We start from the raw sequence: 20,789 nt of genomic DNA, 5'->3' as shown, positions 1-20,789 counted from the left end.
CCAAATTAAATCATTTGGTTCCCGCATCAATCTTCGCCTGCACTTGCGCATTTGCCGCTCTTAACACAGCTTCGATATCACCAGGCTTAAATGTATTTGTTGCTAATTCATTCGTAATCTTACTAACTGCGCTGGCGTAGATAACCTCTAGGTCGCCCCAAACCGGCGAAAACGGCGTGGGACCAACCTTGTTCGCTGCCTCTACAAACGGTTTCATCATCGGCGTGTCTAACCGGGCGTAGCCTTTATAAGCATCGTAGGTAACAGGAAAATATCCATCTACTTCAGACTTGGCGCGTTGTTGATTCACCTTCGACATAAATCCGATGAATTTGAGAGAAGCTTGATAGGCATTGCCGGTTACGTAGTTAGGAATCGCATAGTAATGCCCCGCCAGCCCGCCTTCAACCACCTCACCCCCCGGAGGTAAGGAGGACATTCCATAAGGCACCGTTGGCATTTCAGCCACCGCGTAATCATTTTTAACGGGTGAAGAATCGAGTGCAGGCAGAACCTTTGTGCCTTCCATCATGAGCATTGCAGCATGCCCTTGCTCAAACGCTTGTATTGCGTCCGCCTCTTTGTAAGTCAAATCATTCGGCGACGCGATTTTGTACTTGGTTACCCAATCCATCCAGAACTGTAGCGCTTGTATAGATGCCTGAGAATCTAGTGTAGCCGTTTTCAAATCATGCGAAATGAAATCCCCACCTAGTTCTCTCGCATACGTCCAACAAAATCTCCATGGAATATAAGGATCTGCCGGATCCAACACGGCTCCCCACTGGTTTTTGGAGGGATTCGTAAGTTTCTTCGCATCTTCAATGAATTCAGTCCAGGTTTTTGGAGGAGACGAAATTCCGACCTCTTGAAACATCTTTTTGTTATAGACCATCACATATGGCATATTATCTGCCGGAACCCCAATATCTTGGTCCGGGCTTGGGCCTGCCATTTCCAACATAGAGTTTAGAAATTGAGAACGCCCACCAACGGTGTTCCAATCCTGTTCACTCAACACATGAAATGCCTTGGTTGAATACGCGACCGGCATAAATGTGGAACCAAGTACAAAAATATCTGGACCCTGTTTTGTGGCAAGCGAAGTTTGAAGCGTTGTATTCTCCTGGGATGCTGAAGCGTATGTTTGCCAATTCACCTTAATATTTGGATTTTGTTTTTCGAAGTCTGCAATAACACGATTCATGAAATCTTTCTGTGCCTGGGGATTCACGTTGTAGAGCGGTAAATCGATCGATATCGTTACCTTAGAATCATTGGCGTTGCCAGTGTTATTACCACCAGACCCGTTGGCATTGCCACAAGCAGTGACAACTCCTGCCGTTAGTATACCGACGCCCCCAACTGCCGTGAAAACTTTACGGGTGAAATGCATCAGGTCAATCCCCCCCAAATTAATGTGCTACTGCAAAGGAATAACTTATGTCAGTCATCCATGAGTAGCTTGATTTCATCAAATACGTTATCCATTAATGTTGGATTGTGCGGGATTGTGCGACTAACTACGTGGATATTCTATTACATATACACAAGTACTGTCAACAACGAATATTTGCATATTTGCATTAACCGCTCATGCTGTTTGGTGCCGGATTTCTCACCGCCATTGGCGAAGCAATTGCACTGCCATGCCGCCATTTTGGTGACCGCTGTTCCGTCAATCAACTTCGGCACGTAATAGCAGTCAGAGTCGCCCTTCCAGTCAGCCGAATTATGTGATCCATGAATGTGGGACTATGCGGGATTGTGAGACTATCTGCAGCCCGAGTTCGACAGTTTGTAGCAGTCTGCAGATAGAAGGATGTAATTGGTATGCGGCAGTGGCACGGCTCCTCAGGATGGTGACGTATAGCTGCGCACGGTGTTTTTCGCAAGCAAAAAGTGCAGAGAAACGACACGGATTTGTGCATAGGCACTGCATGACGGAAGATTACGACGACTTCGCTTCAGACAACGCATGCTTCAGACGATAGCTCTCGCCGGCGAACGCCAGCACGTGGGCATGGTGCACGAGGCGGTCTACCAATGCGGCGGTCAGCCTGGCGTCCCCGAAAACCGTGTTCCACTGCCCGAATTCGAGGTTCGACGTCACAATCACGCTCCGCTGTTCGTAGCAGTCGGAGATCACGTGGAACAGCAGTTCCGCTCCGTCTTTGTGAAAGGGCACGAATCCCATTTCCAGAATGAGCAGCTCCGCCTTTTGTAGCTCCATTAGGAACCGACGTAGGGTCCCGGCTTGGTACTTCTCCTGCAGTGTCGCCACCAGGTCGTGTACCCGAAAGAACCGCACCTCATGACCTCGCCGACACGCCTCCATCCCCAGGGCAATGGCCAGGTGGGTCTTCCCAGTGCCGACCTTCCCCAGCATGAGGACATTCTCCTTCCTCTCCAGGAACGCCAGGCCTGTCAGCAGTTCCTTATTGCAATGCGGCGGAAACGTCACTGCCCGAAAGTCGTAGCCTTCCAGCGTCTTCATCTGTGGGAACCGGGCCTTTTTCAGCAACCTGCGGATTCGGGATAGCTCGCGACCCCGCAGCTCCGCTTCCAGCACGCGCAGCAGGTATTCGGTCCGGTCGTTGAAGGGGATGTCCTCATACGCCTCCATCACGTACCCCAGGTGCAGACTCTTGCACGCATCTGCCAGCGCCTGTTTCACGACCCGTTCACCCCCAGAATGGCGTCGTACTGCCGCAGGTCCGGCGTGTACCCGTGAATTTCCGCCGGCGTATGCGATTCCACCAACGATTCAGGCCGGAACTCCGGGTGTTTCATGGCGTACAGCGTATGCTCGAGGACAGCATCTGGGCTGAAGTGCCCCGCCAGCGTATCGAGCGCTGCCCCTATCTCGGCCATCTCGTGGCTCTCCAGCAGGCGGCGGACGAGGGCGATTCGGGACTTCCTCTGCTCGACGTCCTCCACCTGCACGAAGGCCCGCACCGACGAGGGCATGTATCTGGCCAGGTCGGAGTACATCACGGACCGCGGCTTCCTCCGGTATCCGTCGAACACGGCAGTCCACTCAATCGTAATGGACTTGTCCACATACGGCCGTGGCAGTTTCCCCAAGAGCCGGTACTCCCCGTCGTTTGATAAGACCTCGATCTCGTCCCACTTCACCTTCAACAGCACCGTCTCCAGTGCGCGGCATTGTGGCAGCGGATAGGTGGCCTTCTCGAACCGCAGCTCCCTATACTTGTTCAGGCGGGCGGCCTCCAGACGGAACACCTCGAACGGCTTGGCCGGTAACGCGAGCAGTTTCATACGCTCCTTTTCCCACAGGTCGGCGATACGCTCTTGCTTGGCATAGTGCGGCCGATCCATATCAGTCTCTGACTTACAGGCCAGATACTCCTCCAGCTCGGCATCGGTATCGCACACGGGAGGGGGGACGAGCCAATTCCTTCGGCTGTATCCCACCTTGTTCTCCACATGCCCTTTCTCATGCCCGCTGTACGGATTGCAGAACTCTGGCTGGAACCGGTAATGGGCTGCAAACCGAAGGAACTGGTCGGTGAACGTTCGCTCGCCGTTCTTGTCAATGGAGACGACCGCCGCTAACAGATTGTCGAACCAGATCTTTCTTGGAACACCTCCTGTCTGCTGGAAGATATGTTTCATCGCCTCCAGAAAGCATTCGGTATTCTCCGCACGCACCGGGAAGGTGAAGGCGGCATTGCTGAACGGGAAGGACATCACCAGCACCTTGCGTTCGACCAATATACTTGCCCCAGAGTCAACCCAGACAGAAGGGATGGGTTAAGATGAAGCAGAGGTGTTTGTGATGCCGGGACGTAAGTGGACAGTGGACGAAAAGATGAACGTCGTGCTCGAGGGCATGATGCCCGGTGCGAACATCAGCGAGGTATGTCGGCGGCATGGCGTGGCCCAGAGTCTGTATTACAGGTGGCGTGAAGCGTTCCTGGCTGGTGGACGGGCTGGACTTCAGTCCGGACCCTCTACGAGGGAGCAGGAGCTGGAGAAGGAGTTGCAGGAGGCTCGGGCTAAGATCGGTGAACTTACGATGCAGGTGGATGTGTTGCGAAAAAAATCGAATTGGGGCCGGAAGTAAATAGCCGTTCTTTGGTCTGTCAGCTCGCCAAAGAAGGGTTTCCGGTCCCAGTGATTGCAAAAGCGTTAGGGCTGAACCGGACGTACTGTTACAGCTTGCTGAAGCCGCCTGTGCCAAAGCCGAACCGGCCTCCTGTGGACAAGGACGCTCTGGTCAAACAGTGGATTCGGAAACTGTGCGAAGAATTCCCCACGTACGGATACCGGCGAATCCAAGTCATGCTGCGTCGCCGATACAACCTGCGGGTGAACCATAAGCGGGTGTATCGGCTGATGAAGGAAATGGGGCTGCTGGTGAAATCTCCGAGGAAGGGCGCTTCACGAGCGAAACGGCGAGGGAAGATACCGGTCACCAGGTCCAACGAGCATTTCCAGTGCGACATGACGAAGGTGTGGTGTGGGAAAGACGGATGGGGATATCTGTTTGCCGTGATTGACGCTTATGACCGGGAGATTGTGGGGTACTCGTTTTCCCGGTTCTGCCGTACGGAGGACCTGCTGAAGGCTGTGGATATGGCGCTGAACTATCGCTTCCCGAATGGCGTTCAAGGTGCCGGTTTGACATTACGAACGGACAATGGCTGCCAGATGACGAGTCGACGGTTCATCGAAGCGATGAAGGCCTGCCAAATCAACCACGAGCGGACGGGGTACAACAACCCTGATGCTGACGGATACATCGAGCGATTCTTCCGGTCGCTGAAGGAGGAGGAGGTCTGGCTGCAGGAATACAGCAGCTTTGCCGAGGCGAAAGCGGCGATTGAGTCGTACATTCACTTTTACAACACGGACCGACCACATTCCGCACTAGGTTATCGCTCGCCGTTGGAATTCAGAAATTGGAAAATGCAACAAAACGCAGCGTGAGACGGTTTTTATCTGAATTGCAAGTCTCTCATTTCTCTCTTAAAAGCCATCCCATCTGTCTTGACAAAGTCGGGTTCAATACGCCAACTGTCCTGCTTGCCCCACGTAAGCCGTCCCAAAGTCCACCTGTGCCTCTCCGCCGGGGTGTTCCAGCCGCTCGTAGGACTCGGCACGCTCCAGTTTGAGCTCCTGGCGTCGCTGGGCGACGTAGCGCTCAACGGCCCGCCGGCTACCTTCATATCCGTGCTCCTCACGCAGCCGGTCAAAGATGCGCTTAGCTGTGTACCGCTGCTTGCGGGGCAGCGCCTGCTCCTCCGTCAGCCATGTATCAATGATGTCAAGGTACGGACCGAGAACGGGATACCGTTTCCTGCGCTGCTTCAGTGGTTCATTCCAGTCGTCCTTCGTGGCGTACTTTTTGGCCGTACGCCAGTTGATTCCCATGGACCTGGCAATTTCGGAAATCGAACATTCCCCATTCTCGTAGAGAAACTTGATATACTGCTGTTGTGGCACTTTCAACATCCTCTCTCATCTCCCCAGGATTTTTAGCCAAACCCTAGGGTAGAGTTGGAAGAGTGGTGTTGCAAGTGCCTATTCACTATCCGCAGGCACCGCACCAAGTCTGCACTTTTACGTTGCGGTGTTCTGCACTTTTATTACGCGCTATACACTGCTTATGTGCCCGAAGAACCCATTTCACCGCGCTCACCGAAGATACTGCATCTGAATCCACTTGTCCCGCCAGGGAGGTACGGCACCACCCATTGGAAACAGCCAAGACTCGTGTACAATATGGGTACACCCTGCATGTCTCGGTGTGCTCGAGGCCCGCTCAGACTCCGCGAATGAAGGCACGATACAATGTTTGTTGGTTTCTGGGGGTGAATCCTGTGCCGAAAAAGCAAGTGAATAAGCCAGGACGCAACCCGACCATCCGGGATGTGGCACGATTGGCCGGGGTTGGTACAACAACCGTCTCGCGGGTAATTAATCATAGCGGGCCCGTCCACCCCGAAACGAGACGCCGCGTGCTAGAGGCGATGGAAAAGTTAAGTTTTCGGCCACATGAGATTGCACGGGGACTACGGACTAATCGATTGCCAACCGTCGGCATGATTGTGAGTGATATCTCTAATCCTTTGTTTTCCATAATCGTTCAAAGTGCGCACCGAATATTATTAGACCAGGGGTACCAATTGCAACTCGGAATCACCAACGGCGATCCCAATGAAGAGATCCAACTCTTTGAGTCATTCGTCCGCCAGGGAATCAGCGGAATCATCGCCTCACTCATTGATGACACTAAACCAACCATTTCCGAACTGCTCAGGGGTGTACCAGTTCCCGTGGTATTGCTCGACAGGCAGACTGTGTCACCCGATACCAACGTGGTAACAAATGACCACGCCAAGGGAAGCTGGGAGGCCGTTGACTACCTGTTGAATCTGGGACACCGGGATATTGCGCTCATTATTGGAACCTCAAAGACGTTCCCTGGCCGTGCAAGAAGAAAAGCGCTATTGTCGCGCCTGGAGTATCATGGTCTTTCTCTCCGTGAGGGTTATCTGCATGAAGTTGATCTGAGTCCTTCGCAAGGATATGAGGTCATGATGCAGCTACTGTCACACCCTCATCGTCCTTCTGCGGTCATTGTGGGAAGTAATCAGGTATTCGTTGGGGTCATCACGGCACTGAGAGAAATGCGCCTGAACTATCCGAGCGACATCTCGATAATCTCTTACGATGATGTGCCCCTCACTCAGCTTCTAGCTCCACCGATCACCATCGTCAACAGGAGTCTGAGTGACCTTGGAACAGAGGCGGCCAAGCTTGTCATCGAACAGATTCATGCACCTTCAAGCGCCGTTCGGCACGCGATATTGCCGACCTGGTTGGAAGTTCGCGGATCATGTGATCCCGTGTAGAGCTTGCCCATGAAACACTATTCGACCCCACCCGTCCCTTACAGGAATAGATGGGGCCGGTACTAATAGTCCGACACTAACGAGAGACAACCACGGATGGAATGGGCTCTTCGCGATCACGGCCTGACTGTATGTCCTCCAGTCTCAGCTTTGAATTTTCCGGTCCAATGATCGCAGCCGTGATTGTTAACAAGGAAAAGGCCACAATGAGCAAAGAGATTGCCCATGTATGTCCGTGCGCCCAAATCAGAACTGCACTCGCGAACACCGGGACGAGTCCGCCGAAAATCGATGGCCACTCCCTGCCAACCGCGAAACCGGTATACCGAATTCTTGAATTGAACAGTTCGCAATACCACGACGCCTGAACGGCCACGATAGCCCCCCGAAAGATACCCGACGCCAAAATCACGGCCAGACCAATCACCAACGGGTTTTTGGTGTTCAACAGCCAGAAGAGCGGAAAGCCGAACAGTGCCGACAGGACTGCGCCTCCAATCAAGAGCGGTCTTCTGCCGATGCGATCCGACAGCGCACCGAACGCCGGTATCGACAAAAGCTGTACGAAGCCAAGAACGGTCAACGTGGTTAACATGACGGAGTCTGGCAGATGTAACTGTTTTGTCACGTAAGCCGTCAAGAATGTTTGATACAGATACGCAAATGAATTATCGTGAATGGCTACCATCCACGCCAGAATAATTTCCTTTGGAGACGTGCGAAATGCTGTACGAACTGGATTACGCACGCGTTTATGATGCTTGACGAGTTCCTCAAACACGGGAGTTTCTTCGAGTTTTCTTCGTATGATGACTCCGAATACTACAACAACCGCGCTTAACAAAAACGGTATACGCCATCCCCAGGACATGAACTCATCCGTTGGAAGTGTTCTAACTGCACTAAAAACCCCTGAAGAAAGCAGTAACCCGATGGATACACCCACATACGGTAGCGAACACATGAATCCCCTGTTGGAGACCTTGGAGTTTTCGGCCATCAAGATCACAGCTCCGGCGTATTCCGACCCCGAGCCAATTCCTTGAAGGATACGCAACAGTACCAACAACAACGGCGCCCAGAACCCGAGAGACTTGTAAGTGGGTAGGAGACCGATCAGCGTCGTCGCCGTGCCCATGATCAAGATGGTGAGCGTGAGGACCCGTTTTCGACCAATCTTGTCGCCGAGCACTCCAAATACGACGCCCCCAATGGGTCTAGCCAGAAAGCCAATCGCGAACGTGGCCAGGGACAGCAAGGTTGCGACGAACCCGTCCAGCTTCGGAAAGAATAAGCTCCCGAACACAAGCGCTGAAGCGGTACCGTAGAGAACATAGTCATACCACTCCAAAACGCTCCCCACCATGCTCGCCGCGAGAACGCGCATGAATCGTCTTTCCATTTTTACCACTCCTCTCTGCGAACGCTTTCAACGTGACACAAACCTCAGTTGGGGACAGAAACGAACCCCCAACTGGTTGTCGTCGCTGGCGATGAATATCCACATCAAATTTTGCTTACCGTTTCTAGATGAGAGACGGAGTACTTTTTGATGAAATCATAGTCGTACTCCCAACCGTATCCCGGAGCCTCTCCGACGGAAATGACGCCCTCTCGTATTTCTGGTCTATTTTTAATAATGTTCCACCAAATAGGATCCCGTTCCGGTACAAATGTATCTACAAATGTTCCGTGAGGAATAGCTGATAGCAGGTGTACCGAAATCTGGGCTTCCTCATGATGAGCCATTCGAACGCCGTACGATGCAGCAATCGCCGCAACGCGGCGCCATTCGGTCGGACCGCCCGACCAGCTCGCATCAAAGTTGCAGAAGTCGATGGCCCCCAGTTCCATGAGTTCGCGGCACCCTGCTGCAGAAAGTTCGCTTTGGCCAGCACAGACACGTGCACCTGTTTTAAATCGCACATCCCGCATAAACTTTCGGTCATTATCCCATTTGCACGGTTCCTCAAAGTAATACAGATTGTAATCTTCCACCAGATGAACAAATCTCGCAGCCTCCTCAACCGTCCATCCTTGGTTTGCATCGGCAATCAAGACAAAGTCGTCACCCGCGGATTTCCTTGCTTCAATGAACCGTGCAGCGTCCTCTTCCGGGCTCCTGCCCCCAACTTTGAACTTCATGCCACGGTATCCCATGTCCCGAACCCTCGACATTTCCTGCTCGATGCTGATCCCCGTACCGTAATATCCGCCAGTGCAAATGATGGGGCGCGTGTTCGTGTATCCCCCCCACAGTCTCCACAATGGTTGGCCAACTGCCTTTCCAAAGACATCCCATAGCGCTTCATCGATACAGGCCTGCGCCACGAGCCCAAGCCGCCTATCCCTCAGAATGTCATATGTCGCAGGACGAGTAAGCTCCCAAATACGTTCAATCGCAAGAGCGTCCTCTCCGATTAGCCTTGGGGCAATCTCGTCGTGAATGATGCGCTGGATTACCGCATTCCCTTCATCTTCGTCACCGGTGTATATCTCTCCGATAATCCCTTGATTGGTATAGATACGCGTGAATATGGTGGCACGGTGCGTCATGTGATAGTAACTGCCTTTGTAGTTGGTCGCGAGAGGGACGCGCACTACATCGGTTGCAATCCGCGAAATCTTAACTGGACCAATGGATCGAAAGGAATCGATTCCATTCATAAGTTATTACACCTCCGCAGCTTAGTATAAATACATCTGTATACAACATGGAAACGTTTCCTTCATTCCGAGCATATCGGCTAACTGGGCTTTTGTCAACGGGGCGCGATCACTCAACAAAAGTCTTACCGCGAGGAGGTCGGCACACTCACAAAGAAATCTGGCTCTTGCAGGGTTGAGATGGGTTATGGGTGGCAATTCTGGTAACGGACTCCCAGAAACAGTCGGGAGATTTAACAATGGGAGCTAAGGGGAGAAGCCTCCTTGGGGTCGGCTCTCCCCATGTCAGACATTGTTGGTCGGCTCCTGCGTGTCAAGGGCTTTCGCGGCATATCCTCGCGCCGCTGTCGCGTCGCTGCGGTATTCCACGTCCCCTTGACACGATGATGACTGGGTGTATCCCGGATATGGGGGCTGTCACCATGTTGCGCAACCCTGGTGTGGAATTGTTCACAAAGACGCTCGGCATCGCGGAGCCTTGGTTTGTGCGTAAGGTCGAGTTTTCTCACGAAAACCGTCGTCTCGACGTATATGTTGACTTCCGCAGGGGTGCCAAGCTCGCGTGTCCTATCTGCGGCGCGGAAAGCGGGGTCTACGATACGACTGAACGCGTATGGCGGCACCTGGATTGTTTCCAGTATGCAACCTACCTGCATGCGCGCCAACCCAGAATCTGGTGCCATTCATGCACTCGGGCAGGCCACGGAGGCGTGAAAACAGTTGCGCTCCCCTGGGCCCGTCCGGAAGCGCACTTCACGTTGTACTTCGAGGCCTATGTGTTGGCACTCGCGCAAGAGATGCCTGTACTCGCTGTCGCGCGACTTGTGGGTGAGTCGGATGACCGTATCTGGACCATCATCCACCACTACGTCGATGAAGCTCGCTCCAAAGCGGATTTCTCGGATACTACGAAACTCGCGGTGGATGAGACGGCTGCTACCCGTGGCCACAACTACGTCACGGTTGTCGCCGACAGCGAACACAAAAAGGTCCTGTTCGCCACGCCAGGCAGGGGAGCCGAGACCATCACCGAGTTCCGAAAGGACTTTGTGGCTCACAATGGAAATCCTGACCGCATTGAAACGGTCAGTTGTGACATGTCCCCCGCATACATCCACGGCGTTCAACAGGAGTTTCCGAATGCCAAACTGACATTCGACAAGTTTCATGTGAGCAAACTCCTCGGAGACGCCGTGGACGAAGTGCGTCGGGCGGAACAAAAGAAACGGCCTGAATTGAAACGTACGCGGTATCTCTGGCTGATGAATCCAAATCGGCTGAAGGATGAACAGAAGTCGTGGCTGTCAACGCTCAGCCGTCAGAACCTGAAGACTGCCAAGGCGTACCAACTGCGTCTGAACTTCGCACAACTATGGGAGCAATCGAAGGAGTTCGCGAAGGCATTTCTGGACAAGTGGTACTTCTGGGCTACGCACAGCCGTTTGGAGCCAGTGATTCGTGCCGCAAAGACCATCCGTAAAACACCAAGCAGGTATCCTTTCCTGGTTCGATACACATGTGAACAACGCCATCCTCGAGAGCATGAACAGCCTCATCCAGGCTGCCAAACACCGCGCCAAAGGGTACAGGACAACGCGAAATCTCATCGCCGTTATCTATCTGCTTTTGGGAAAGCTGGATTTCGATTTACCCACGTGATCCTCGAAGGAGGCAGAAATCTTACCGAAGGGATCGCGGTGCGGATGTCCATGGAGAGTCGCCGAGAGTACCTGAGTGCAATGCGTGTACGGTATCTGAAGGCCGCTTCGAGACAGGAAAAATCCCGAATATTGGATGAGTTGGAGGCAACAGTTGGATACGCTCGCAAGTATGCGATTGCCGTGATGAAGTCTAAGCCAGACCACGACAGGCCCCGTACAAACCGCAAGCGTTCCCTTCGGTACCTGGATGCAATGCCGGTTGTACAGGTCGTTTGGGAAGCGCTGGACTATCCTTGTGCGGAACGCTTGCACCCCGTCTTATTGGCCACTGCCGAGCAGCTGGCTAGACACGGGGAGATCCAACTCACACCGGAACTACGCCGTCAACTGCAGGCGATCAGCCGTGCGACGTTGGCCCGCCGCATCGCCAAGTGGAGCAAACCCGGCGCCAAGCATGTTCCATCTGGGAAACGTCCCTCCTCGGGCCCGCGACTGGAAATACCGGTACAGCGCTATGACTGGGATGAAGACCGGCCCGGAGCTCTTGAGATCGACCTGGTAGAACACAACGGCGGCTCATCACTGGGTCATTACGCCTATACGCTATCGGTGGTGGACGTCGTAACCGGGTATAGTCGCCGCTTGGCCACGCTTGGACGGGGTCAGGCTGGCGTCGAGGCCGCTCTGCGGCGCATCTTGGCTGAATGGCCCTACGATGTGTGGGGCATACACTCCGACAACGGCTCGGAGTTTATCAACAACCACCTGACGCGCTTTGCCAAGGCACGCGGCCTGTCATTCACGAGGAGCCGCCCATATCACAAGAACGACAACGCCCATGTGGAGCAGAAAAACCGTTTCCTGGTGCGGGAAATCGTCGGTTACGAACGTTACGACACGCCTGAGCATGTGTCCTGGCTTAACACCGTCTACGCTTGGCTCGATGTATACGCCAACGCCTGCCTGCCTATGCGTAAGGTCGTCCACAAGACGCGGGAAGGCGCCCGGATACATAAGCGGTACGACATCGCCAGAACACCGCTGCAGAGGGCCTTGGAGTCAGGTATCGTCCCTGAGGACAGGCAACAGTCATGGGCGGACTGGGCGTCGTCACTGAACCCCTTACAGCTCCGCAGGCAACTCGTGACACTTCTGGCCCAGGGGCCAGAAGGGGCGAACGTAACACCCGTTCCAGTCCCCACACCTGTGTGGACAACAGACCAAACACAGGGCACAGCCAGGCACACTGACAGAAGGTCGCTTAGGGCCTGTGGATTCGATGGACAACTCTACGAGTTGCCCACAACTCCACAGGCCCGGCAAAGGGGGAAGCTGCTTCGCTCCTCCCCCTCTGGCCTTCGGCCATTCACCCCCTCCCACCCCATCCACGTACACGAATGGGGGGATAGGGTTAGATTTTTAAATGAGTTAGCCATCTGCCTTCGGTAAGATTTTTAAATGAGTTGACACGCTCCAATCTACGATAACCAGGTTCTTAAAGGAATTCCATGTTGGAAGACTGCTCCGTCAATCCAATATCACCAAGCAGGCTGGGATCACTGTGCTCCAACTGTTCCAACTTCCGTTTACCCTCGTGTTTCATCAGCGGAGTCTCAAACGGGTACTGGAGCAACGTAACCGTCGAACCGGACAGGCCTAGAAAATCATCAATTGATACAGAGCGCCACAAATAAAAACAGCCCGCCACCCGGCGGGCTTCGCCGTCACCACACTTGCACATGAACGTTTGCAAGCTCCTCCCGACACTTCTCACACACCATCTTCCCCCGAAATTCCCTGACCTCCTCCGCCTCATTGCAGAAGATGCAACCAGGCTCGTACTTTCGTAAAATGATTCGATCACCCTCCGTGAAAATCTCAAGCCCATCCTTTTCATGGATGTCCATCGTGCGTCGTAACTCCATCGGCAGCACCACGCGTCCCAACTGATCAACTTGCCGCACCACTCCGGTCGCCTTCATTGCCATTCCTCCCTATCTTTGTACATGTTCAGTCAGTGTCCCGTCCCTGCTTCGCGATTTCCTTCCTAAGTTCCTTCAGCCAATCGTTCTCACTTCCATCATCCTCAAACAGCGCCTTCGCCGTGCACGGCGGGATGTAGACCATGTCCGCCCCCACCAGCACGTACCGGTCTGCGGGAGACTTCTCCTCCTTCTTCGCCTGTGGATAGAAGTCCGTGCAGCACGCCCCAATCGGCGCTTCGTCCGCCGTCCGCTGGTAGTACGCCGTGCAAAGACCCCCGCCCGGGTCGTCCTCACGGTCGCGCACGAGATAACGACAGCTACCACAATAGCCCTGTTGCGCCTTGCGCAACGCCGCGTCGCCGCGAAGCACGAACACGTCCGCGCGCTCCATCACGACAAGCGCGTCGTTTCGGATGAGAGACTGGATGAGCGTCCGGTCGTTGAACAGGTTCCATTCGACCGGCTCTTCGTCGCTCCACTCCATGTCCTCGTACTCCGCGGCTTCCTCCGGGTCAGCATACGGCGGCGGCTGGGTGTTGTCGAGCAGCGTCACCGAGCCGTACACAATCCGCGACTTCACGCCCTGCATGGTCAATGCGTGGTGCAAGGGCTTCACAATTTCCAGGCGCATCAGGGCCTTGGTGATCTCGTCATCCGTGTCGAAGTACGGGTAATCCATCACGTACGTCAGAATCCCGGCGAGACAGTGTGTCTCGGCCGCCTCGCGGTCAAGATACTTCACGATGAACTCCTTCGTCGCCGCCTTTCCTTCGTCCAGAGGTGTGAAGAACTTCGGCCGCCAGAGCGTGTCAAACGTCCCATCGTATACCCGCTCCGCGATCTCATACACCGGTTCAGCCATGCAGCATCACCCTCTCCATGCTTCTTTCCTCGCCTTCCCACAGCGAACGAACGTGCTTCAACACCGTCTCCCGATACACGGGATCCGAAATCGCATCCACAATCAGTCCGGCGTACTCCTCCGACGGCGGAACCTCGACCGACAGCGGGCTGACCAACTCATACGTCCACACCCACATCGGCGTCTCGCCAACGTACACTTTCGCCCGCCTGCGCCGATACACGAACGGGGCTCCTTCCCGCCGGTCGAGCGCCGCGATCTCGCGCGGGTCTTGCACGTCCCACAGCACTCCGTGTACCACGTGCCCTTGCGCACGCCGGATGTTCGCCACCCCGCCGCCGCGCGTCACCGACCGGCCATTGAACACGAGTCTGTATCCGCGAAGCTCCGCGTTGTCAGATACGAGCCGCGCGGTCGGACATGTCCTCATGAAATCCAAATGGTTCATGCAGCTTCCATAGGCGAAGTAGAGCACACACCTCGCCTCCTTTTCCGCCATTCAGATGTACCAACTATACCAACGTTCGCATGAATTAACTCATCCTTCCTGTCCAGGAAGTATACTCTATCCTTCCAATCCTGTCAACGAATCTCATATATCTAGAAGAAATGTGGGTACGGCCCCGCGCACCCATAGTCCAGCTGCAATCCTGCGCAGACGGTCGCTGCCGAACGTGTCCAGATACAACCGGAACCGGGACTCTGGGCTCTGCGCATGCAACTGCTCCAGTTCGACACCCCGGTCGCTGCTGAAGAGTCGCGGCAGGCGGTCGGCGCCGGGCTTGTCCTTACGCAGGTATGCGGATTGCATCAAGGTGGCATTGGCAAGCTGCACCTGGCGCTGGATCACGACCGGATCGACCGTGCCGTTCGGATACCGGAACTCGACCGTCGGCACGCCCCGTTCCACGAATTTGGCGGTATTGACCATCTTGTAGCGTGAGCTGTGTCCGGTATACCCGATGATCTTTCTTGACGCCTCCAGTGCGGTGTCGTTTCTCCGGAGCTTTACCACGTGGGTCTTCCGGAGGGGTTGAGTATAATTTGTGCCTCGATGTTGATTGGGCAGTTCAGGCCGCGTCAGACGGCTTCTCGTCGCCCCCATCTGGAGATATTCGCGGGAGTACCCAACCATGTACCGCCCGAGCCGTTGCCAACGGTAGCCGCGGTCGTCGAGAATGTCATGAGCCATGTGGATATGGAATCCTGTACGCTGACTGGTACGCGCACCCTGTTCCTGCAAGATCCTCGTGACCTCCGCTATCGCCTGCCACGTCTCCGGCGTATCCCGGAGCACCGGGGACACGATTTCGCAGCCTCCTACCAGGCTGGCGTCGCTTCGGACGCCCCAGGTCCCAGGCGTAAATCTGGTCGTGTAGCTTCCCATCGCCAATCGATCGGACAACCCTGCCCGGTACAGGGCGAACGCAACATCATTGCCACGCACACCCTCCACTTCGAGTTCGATCCCGAACGTGGTATTCACGCCGTCGAGCACATCTTCTGTTTCGTAGTCTCCTAGGCCGCCATCACTGGCGACCGTCTCCCGCAGCGTGGTCCACGCCTCGTCGCTCTCGCTGACGAACACCCCGTCGTGGGCGTGCCGCTCTTGCCAGACGTACAGATTCCGATCACGCTCATTTTCCCACGCCGCTTCTCGGTCCACAACCGAACCGATGATGGTGGGTGCTGCCATGATGCGGTTGTCGCTGCGAAGTTCGCGTGTTGACTCCGTAGAGCGCCTTTCAGCAGACGACGGTGCATCTTCGCGCTGGCGAGCGGCCAGAAGCTCGTAAGCTTGCATGTGCCGACAGGGACGGTTACGGAACCAATGGTCGGGGCAGGAGCAATGCTCGGCGTGAGTGCCGGTGCGGTCGGTGGTGATGATGTAATCGCGTTCCGAGCCGGAATGCACCAGCGCAGCGCCGCTGCCAAACCGCTCGAACAGGATGTCTTCGTTTCGGCGCCGGGTCGCGGAGTATTCGGACGGCACCAAACCGGCGCTCACAGGCACCTCTCTGACGCGGCGGATGCGTGCCAGATACCGGGCTTTGGCGTTCGCAATGGCCATTTCACCCATACCCAGCATCACGGTGTGTTCTACCTCTTGACCGTTAACCGCCACACGCCGCCTGGTCTGCGCCCAGGACTCTCGTACGGTTCGAGCACGCTCGGCGGAGATGAGGGCGATGAACTCATTCACATGCCTTGCACACACCGGGCCGGTGCCGCGCTGGACGGAAACCGGATTAGTGAGATGCTTGGCGCAGACTGCGCACGATACGGGCATAAAAAATCCCTCCTTCACTCGAAGGAGGGGTGCAGGACAGGGCATACCACCGCACAGGATTCAACGGGCTTTAGGATGAAGGCGGCTTGTGCCCTCTTCCATGATTCCCATGCTGTCCGATACCTATGCTCCATACTTGCGGACGAACGTCGCCCAATCCATCACTCCCACGTTCACTTCGTCCCTTTGCAACAGCCACGCCAGCTTCCCCACCCTGCTCGCCCGCCAGTTGTAGAAGTTAAACATCCACACCGAAATCAGCCCCATCTGGTCGCGCCAAAACCGCACCGTCTCCGTGTGCTGCTCAAACCCGTCCCGTGTGTAGTCGATCCACAGGCTGTAACCACACACCTTACGAATGTCCGGTCGTCCGCTACGCGCCAGCTTCCGGTATGCCTTCTCACGTTCTCTGAAGTACCGTTCGGCGTCCATCCAGTACCACGGCCATAAGGGGTGCGGCGCATGATGCAGCACCGCCACACCGTCATGAATGGTCACGGTGTAGTGCTGGGTCAGTCGAACCGTCTGCGGTCTCCTAACGGCAAGCCAGGAGCGAACTGCGATCATACCTCAATCACCTCACCGGCGCGCCAAATCGCCCACGTGCAGGCCAGAAGAATGAGCAGCACCACCCAAAATCCAGTGTTGGCAATCGGCGTCATGTAAGGGTGCGCCCGCGGGTACGCCAGCCCAAACATGGCCACCACGATCCCGGAGTAAATGAGGCCGTTGCGGCGCCCGGCCAGCGTCTTGGCCCGGAGCTTTCTCCGCTTGTCCTCGTCCCGCTCGATCTGCTCCCGGTACTTCAACCACAACTCGGCCAGGTTCGCGTGGTACTTGACCGCTTCCTCCGTCGCCCTCGCAAGCTGCACCATCTCGTCGATCTCCCAGCGGGCCGCCGCCAGCCCCAGCGCCTGCTCCGGCGTGACGTGCAGTCCCCGCCAAGTCTTGGCCAGGGCCTCGAATTCCTCTTTGACCCGCTTGTCCCGCGCGATGGACGCTACATCCTCAAACGCCGCCTCCAGGCGGTTCGTAGCCCGAAGGGTCGTGATCGCTATCGGCATCGCCTCACGCAAGAGCGCGTCAAAGAACGCGCGCTTGCGTTTCCGGTACCGGTATCGAATCCATCCCACCGCCCCGCCGATGGTCTCGGCGAGACTCACCAACACGCCGAATAGGACCGATTCCTCCGCCAGTGACAACAACACCGATGCCACAACGAATCCGGCCGTGGAAACGAGAATGAGCGGGGTTGTCTTCACCCCGCCCTCCTTCATCTCATACGCAAGCCGGTCGAGCGCAGGAAGACGAGTCTTGGCCGGATGGTACCGCTCGCGCAACGACGCGAGCCACAGCGACTCACGGTGTGCCCGGCGCAGGTCGCTCTCGATGAAAAAGCACAGCAGCGCCAACCCCGCCAAAAGCCCGATCAATTGCGCTATCATGCCGGTTTGCTCCTCTCGTTGTCTTCGCCGTCACAGATACACGTACCGAACATCCGGGTGTTCCTGTACAGGCAAGCCAGAAATGGTGTATCCCCAGATCCTCGCTTCATCGACCATCGCCTTGGTGATGCCGTTGAAATGCCAGGTGTCAGCCGCCGGGTCCCACTTGGCAATCACCACATACGGAATCCGGCGCTCCCGCGGCTCATAGGGCAAAAGCTCACCGATCTCCACCACGCGCTTGCCGCCTTTGTCCGGCACCGACATCATGCCGATGATGTGTTTGACACCCATCGTGATGAGATCGCCCACCATCGCGGGACCTGGCTTCGTCCCATGAGCCAGGAGCAACGCCGCCAACCTCCGGATCGCCGCCGCGGTATCAGGCATCCCGCGCACGTGCAGCGTCGTCCCGGTCTGGTGGGTGACGGTCGAAGCCGCCTGCAAGAATTCCCACGCCACCGGGGACGTGCGCACCTCGCCGACGTACACGTTGTCAAACTGCATCCGAAGCGTGTTGACCACCTGCTCCGCCATCCGCACCGCGCCCTTGCCCTCCGCATTCGCCGGACGTTCATAGAGTCGCGCCGCCCGCGGACACAGAGGCTGCAACTCCGGCATCTCCTCGATGATCCCGGACACCCGGTCTCCTGGAACGAGACCCAAGAGGGCCGCCATGAGGGTCGATTTACTGCTGCCCGTCCCGCCGACAATCACAAAACTGCGCGCCAAGCGCTGCATCCACTCGAAGAAACAGAGAATCGTCTCATCAAACGTGCGCAGCTGCCACAACTCCTGAAGAGTGAAGTTCCGCAGCGGCTTGCGAATGGTCACGATGAAACAGTCATGCTCCAGACGCCGCCCGTCCTCGTCCGGCACGGTCCACCCCGCGGGACCTCCCACCACATGCATCCGGTATCCGTCCGGGAGAATCGCGTCACAAAAGGGCTTGGACAAATCGAAGTGGTAATTGGTCCCGGACAACTTCTTCTGAACGAAGGCGTACAACTCCTCATTCGACATGCGGGCCTCCGTCGATTCGTACCGCTTGCCCGCCCGGATATAGAACGTCGCGAAACCCCCGTAAATTTGGATGTCCGACACAAGCGGGTCGTCGATGAGCCGCTGGATCTTGCCATAGGAGTACATGTCATTGAGCACGGCGGTGATGACGTACTCCCGGCAGGCGTGCGGCACGTCAATCTCGCCAGCGATCCGGCCCAGGTACGCATACGCCGACTTTCTCGGCGGAAGCTCCCGCCACCACTCGTTGCGGCGGCGGATTTCCTCCAGCAGGCGCTGGTAGTGTGGTTCGGCTTCCCGCGCGAGCCGTTCCAGTTCCGGCTCGCCCCGCAACACCCGTTCCATCTCGCGTTGGGCCTGTTCAATCTCTTCAAACTGCACGCTGCATCACGCTCCCTCCGTTTGAAAGCAGTCTGCATGGCATCGAGTAGGAGGGGGCGCCTAGCCCCCGTCCTCTCACACCACCGTACGTGCGGGTCCGCATACGGCGGTTCATGAAACACCACGAAGTGTAAGGTATCTCGCCTGAAGACTGCGCAGTCCCAGTTGTTCGAAGTACGTTTTGTCCATGGCCTGGTTCAGCATCCTCGCCATGAACCACGGCCCTCGCCGTGAATTGGCTGTCATGTGCACCACCCATTCCGGTTGCCCCAACGCGCGTAGCTCCCGATACCGCGTGCGCACCCGTTTCCATTGCTTCCAAATGCACATCCGCAGCCTGCGCCGAATCCATTCATCGAACCGTTCGCAGTGCCCCTTCATCTCCGCCAGTCGGTAGTACGCCACCCATCCCATGATGTACGCGTTCAATTGTCTGATGCGCTCCGCGATGGGCATGCTTCGTGAGCGGCTGGTGATCTGGCGCACCCGCTCTTTGAACCGTTCGAGCGTCTTCGGTGCCAGGCGTATCGTGGCCAGCTTGTCGGGCAGAAAGCTGAATCCGAGGAACTTCAGTTTCCACGGCCGGTCTACCGCACTCTTCTCCTGGTTGACCTGCAGTTTCAGTGTCCCCTCCAGGTATCTGGTCAGTGACGCCATCACTCGCTCGCCCGCCCTGCGCGACTTCACGTAGACATTGCAGTCGTCCGCATAGCGGACAAACCGATGTCCTCGCTTCTTCAGCTCCTTGTCGAAGTCGTCCAGCATGATGTTGGCGAGCAGTGGGCTGAGGGGGCCGCCTTGCGGTGTCCCTTCCTCGTTGCGTACGACCACCCCGTCCGCCATGATGCCTGCGTTCAGGTAAGCCCGGATGAGCTTGAGCACCCGCTTGTCCTTGACCTTCCGTGCCACGCGCGCCATGAGCTTATCGTGGTTCACTCGGTCGAAGAACTTCGCCAGATCCAGGTCCACTGCCCACCGGTAACCCAACTGAATGTATTGCTGTGCCCTGCGTACTGCATCATGGGCGCTCCGCCCCGGCCGGAATCCGAAGCTGTTCTCGGAAAACCCCGGGTCGAAGATCGGATTCAGTACCTGGAGCAGCGCCTGCTGGATGAATCGGTCGATCACGGTGGGGATTCCCAGTCCCCGCACCCCACCTCCGGGTTTCGGAATTTCGACCCGCCTGACGGGCTGCGGTTTGTAGGTCCCCGCCAGCAGCTGCTGACGGATGTCAGCCCAGTGGGTCTGGATGTACGACCGTAGTTGTGCTACCGTCACGCCATCCACCCCTGGCGCCCCCTTGTTCGCCTCAACTCGACGAAGCGCCAAGAGCAGGTTCTCCCGCTCCAGCATCTTCTCCAGCAGGGAGTCACCCTCTTCGCAGGATGGGGTCTGCACTTGTGCCAACGACGAACTCGGCCCTCCAATCCCGGCCTCTCGCGGCTTCACCGCTACTCTCCGGGCGGAGGCCCCTTGCGGGGTATTCTGCTGTCGTCGCTCGTCGCATGAACGCATGTAGTCCATCCTCGTTTCATGTTCGGCCCTTCCGCGGGCGAGCGCTCGCCTACGTACTATGGCCTCTGCTGACTCC

At 56.3% G+C, this 20,789-nt stretch carries 18 protein-coding genes and 1 pseudogene; 5 read left to right on the top strand and 14 right to left on the bottom strand.

Going from position 1 to position 20,789, the window contains the following annotated elements; translation table 11 throughout:
- Positions 1-10: 10 nt before the first annotated feature.
- The 3 genes from N687_RS23480 to N687_RS0119105 form a co-directional block, all read right to left on the bottom strand.
- Positions 11-1,396 (bottom strand): extracellular solute-binding protein, encoded by a 1,386-nt coding sequence (locus N687_RS23480; protein WP_081841574.1) that lies wholly within the window; start codon positions 1,394-1,396, stop codon positions 11-13.
- 555 nt (positions 1,397-1,951) lie between these two features.
- Positions 1,952-2,677, bottom strand: coding sequence for an IS21-like element helper ATPase IstB (istB, locus tag N687_RS0119110; protein WP_029423386.1), 726 nt, complete (start codon positions 2,675-2,677; stop codon positions 1,952-1,954).
- On the bottom strand, positions 2,674-3,738 hold the full coding sequence (locus N687_RS0119105) for a DDE-type integrase/transposase/recombinase (protein ID WP_051663472.1): 1,065 nt from the start codon (positions 3,736-3,738) through the stop codon (positions 2,674-2,676). Before N687_RS0119105 ends, istB begins: the two co-directional genes overlap by 4 nt.
- A 64-nt stretch (positions 3,739-3,802) precedes the next feature.
- Here N687_RS0119105 and N687_RS0119100 point away from each other — a divergent pair, with 64 nt between their 5' ends.
- Both N687_RS0119100 and N687_RS0119095 read left to right on the top strand, forming a co-directional pair.
- Positions 3,803-4,090 carry a transposase gene (locus N687_RS0119100; protein ID WP_029419945.1) on the top strand — a complete coding sequence of 96 codons (288 nt, stop codon included), beginning with the start codon at positions 3,803-3,805 and terminating at the stop codon, positions 4,088-4,090.
- Entirely contained in the window at positions 4,075-4,956 is an 882-nt protein-coding gene (locus N687_RS0119095; RefSeq protein ID WP_029419944.1) for an IS3 family transposase, read from the top strand. Before N687_RS0119100 ends, N687_RS0119095 begins: the two co-directional genes overlap by 16 nt.
- Before the next feature lie 75 nt (positions 4,957-5,031).
- On the opposite strand, the gene N687_RS0119090 is transcribed toward N687_RS0119095, so the two are convergent.
- Positions 5,032-5,481 (bottom strand): hypothetical protein, encoded by a 450-nt coding sequence (locus N687_RS0119090; protein WP_081841573.1) that lies wholly within the window; start codon positions 5,479-5,481, stop codon positions 5,032-5,034.
- A gap of 368 nt (positions 5,482-5,849) precedes the next feature.
- Between N687_RS0119090 and N687_RS0119085 the strand changes: the two genes are divergently transcribed.
- Entirely contained in the window at positions 5,850-6,884 is a 1,035-nt protein-coding gene (locus tag N687_RS0119085) for a LacI family DNA-binding transcriptional regulator (protein WP_197029336.1), read from the top strand.
- A 76-nt stretch (positions 6,885-6,960) separates the two neighbouring features.
- Here the strand turns inward: N687_RS0119085 and N687_RS0119080 are convergent, their stop codons facing one another.
- Entirely contained in the window at positions 6,961-8,286 is a 1,326-nt protein-coding gene (locus N687_RS0119080; protein WP_035462513.1) for an MFS transporter, read from the bottom strand.
- 104 nt (positions 8,287-8,390) lie between these two features.
- On the bottom strand, positions 8,391-9,551 hold the full coding sequence (locus tag N687_RS0119075) for a mandelate racemase/muconate lactonizing enzyme family protein (RefSeq protein ID WP_029423381.1): 1,161 nt from the start codon (positions 9,549-9,551) through the stop codon (positions 8,391-8,393).
- Between the two features lie 239 nt (positions 9,552-9,790).
- Between N687_RS0119075 and N687_RS25625 the strand changes: the two are divergent.
- Positions 9,791-11,020 (top strand): annotated as a pseudogene (locus N687_RS25625) (ISL3 family transposase); the annotation flags it as partial.
- Between the two features lie 73 nt (positions 11,021-11,093).
- Positions 11,094-11,210 carry a hypothetical protein gene (locus N687_RS25620; protein ID WP_419670163.1) on the top strand — a complete coding sequence of 39 codons (117 nt, stop codon included), beginning with the start codon at positions 11,094-11,096 and terminating at the stop codon, positions 11,208-11,210.
- 1,726 nt (positions 11,211-12,936) lie between these two features.
- On the opposite strand, the gene N687_RS0119055 is transcribed toward N687_RS25620, so the two are convergent.
- The 8 genes from N687_RS0119055 to ltrA form a co-directional block, all read right to left on the bottom strand.
- Complete coding sequence (locus N687_RS0119055; protein WP_029423378.1) at positions 12,937-13,194, bottom strand: AbrB/MazE/SpoVT family DNA-binding domain-containing protein; 258 nt, start codon at positions 13,192-13,194, stop codon at positions 12,937-12,939.
- 28 nt (positions 13,195-13,222) lie between these two features.
- Complete coding sequence (locus N687_RS0119050; RefSeq protein ID WP_029423377.1) at positions 13,223-14,059, bottom strand: hypothetical protein; 837 nt, start codon at positions 14,057-14,059, stop codon at positions 13,223-13,225.
- Positions 14,052-14,534, bottom strand: coding sequence for a gamma-glutamylcyclotransferase family protein (locus N687_RS21550; protein WP_051663471.1), 483 nt, complete (start codon positions 14,532-14,534; stop codon positions 14,052-14,054). The genes N687_RS0119050 and N687_RS21550 overlap by 8 nt, the downstream gene beginning before the upstream one ends.
- A 117-nt stretch (positions 14,535-14,651) precedes the next feature.
- Positions 14,652-16,349: an amidoligase family protein gene (locus tag N687_RS0119040; protein WP_029423375.1), complete on the bottom strand. Its 1,698-nt coding sequence runs from the start codon at positions 16,347-16,349 to the stop codon at positions 14,652-14,654.
- A gap of 123 nt (positions 16,350-16,472) precedes the next feature.
- Entirely contained in the window at positions 16,473-16,916 is a 444-nt protein-coding gene (locus tag N687_RS0119035) for a hypothetical protein (protein ID WP_051663470.1), read from the bottom strand.
- Positions 16,913-17,794 (bottom strand): type II secretion system F family protein, encoded by an 882-nt coding sequence (locus N687_RS0119030; protein WP_029423373.1) that lies wholly within the window; start codon positions 17,792-17,794, stop codon positions 16,913-16,915. Before N687_RS0119030 ends, N687_RS0119035 begins: the two co-directional genes overlap by 4 nt.
- Positions 17,795-17,824: 30 nt before the next feature.
- Positions 17,825-19,198, bottom strand: a complete 1,374-nt coding sequence (locus tag N687_RS0119025) for an ATPase, T2SS/T4P/T4SS family (RefSeq protein WP_029423372.1) — start codon at positions 19,196-19,198, stop codon at positions 17,825-17,827.
- 111 nt (positions 19,199-19,309) lie between these two features.
- Positions 19,310-20,713: a group II intron reverse transcriptase/maturase gene (ltrA, locus tag N687_RS0119020; RefSeq protein ID WP_029423371.1), complete on the bottom strand. Its 1,404-nt coding sequence runs from the start codon at positions 20,711-20,713 to the stop codon at positions 19,310-19,312.
- Positions 20,714-20,789: the final 76 nt, after the last annotated feature.

This window comes from Alicyclobacillus macrosporangiidus CPP55, assembly GCF_000702485.1.
GTDB classification, from domain to species: Bacteria; Bacillota; Bacilli; order Alicyclobacillales; family Alicyclobacillaceae; genus Alicyclobacillus_H; species Alicyclobacillus_H macrosporangiidus_B.
Note: the sequence above shows the minus strand (reverse complement) of the source record. Positions and strands in the feature narration are given on the sequence as shown.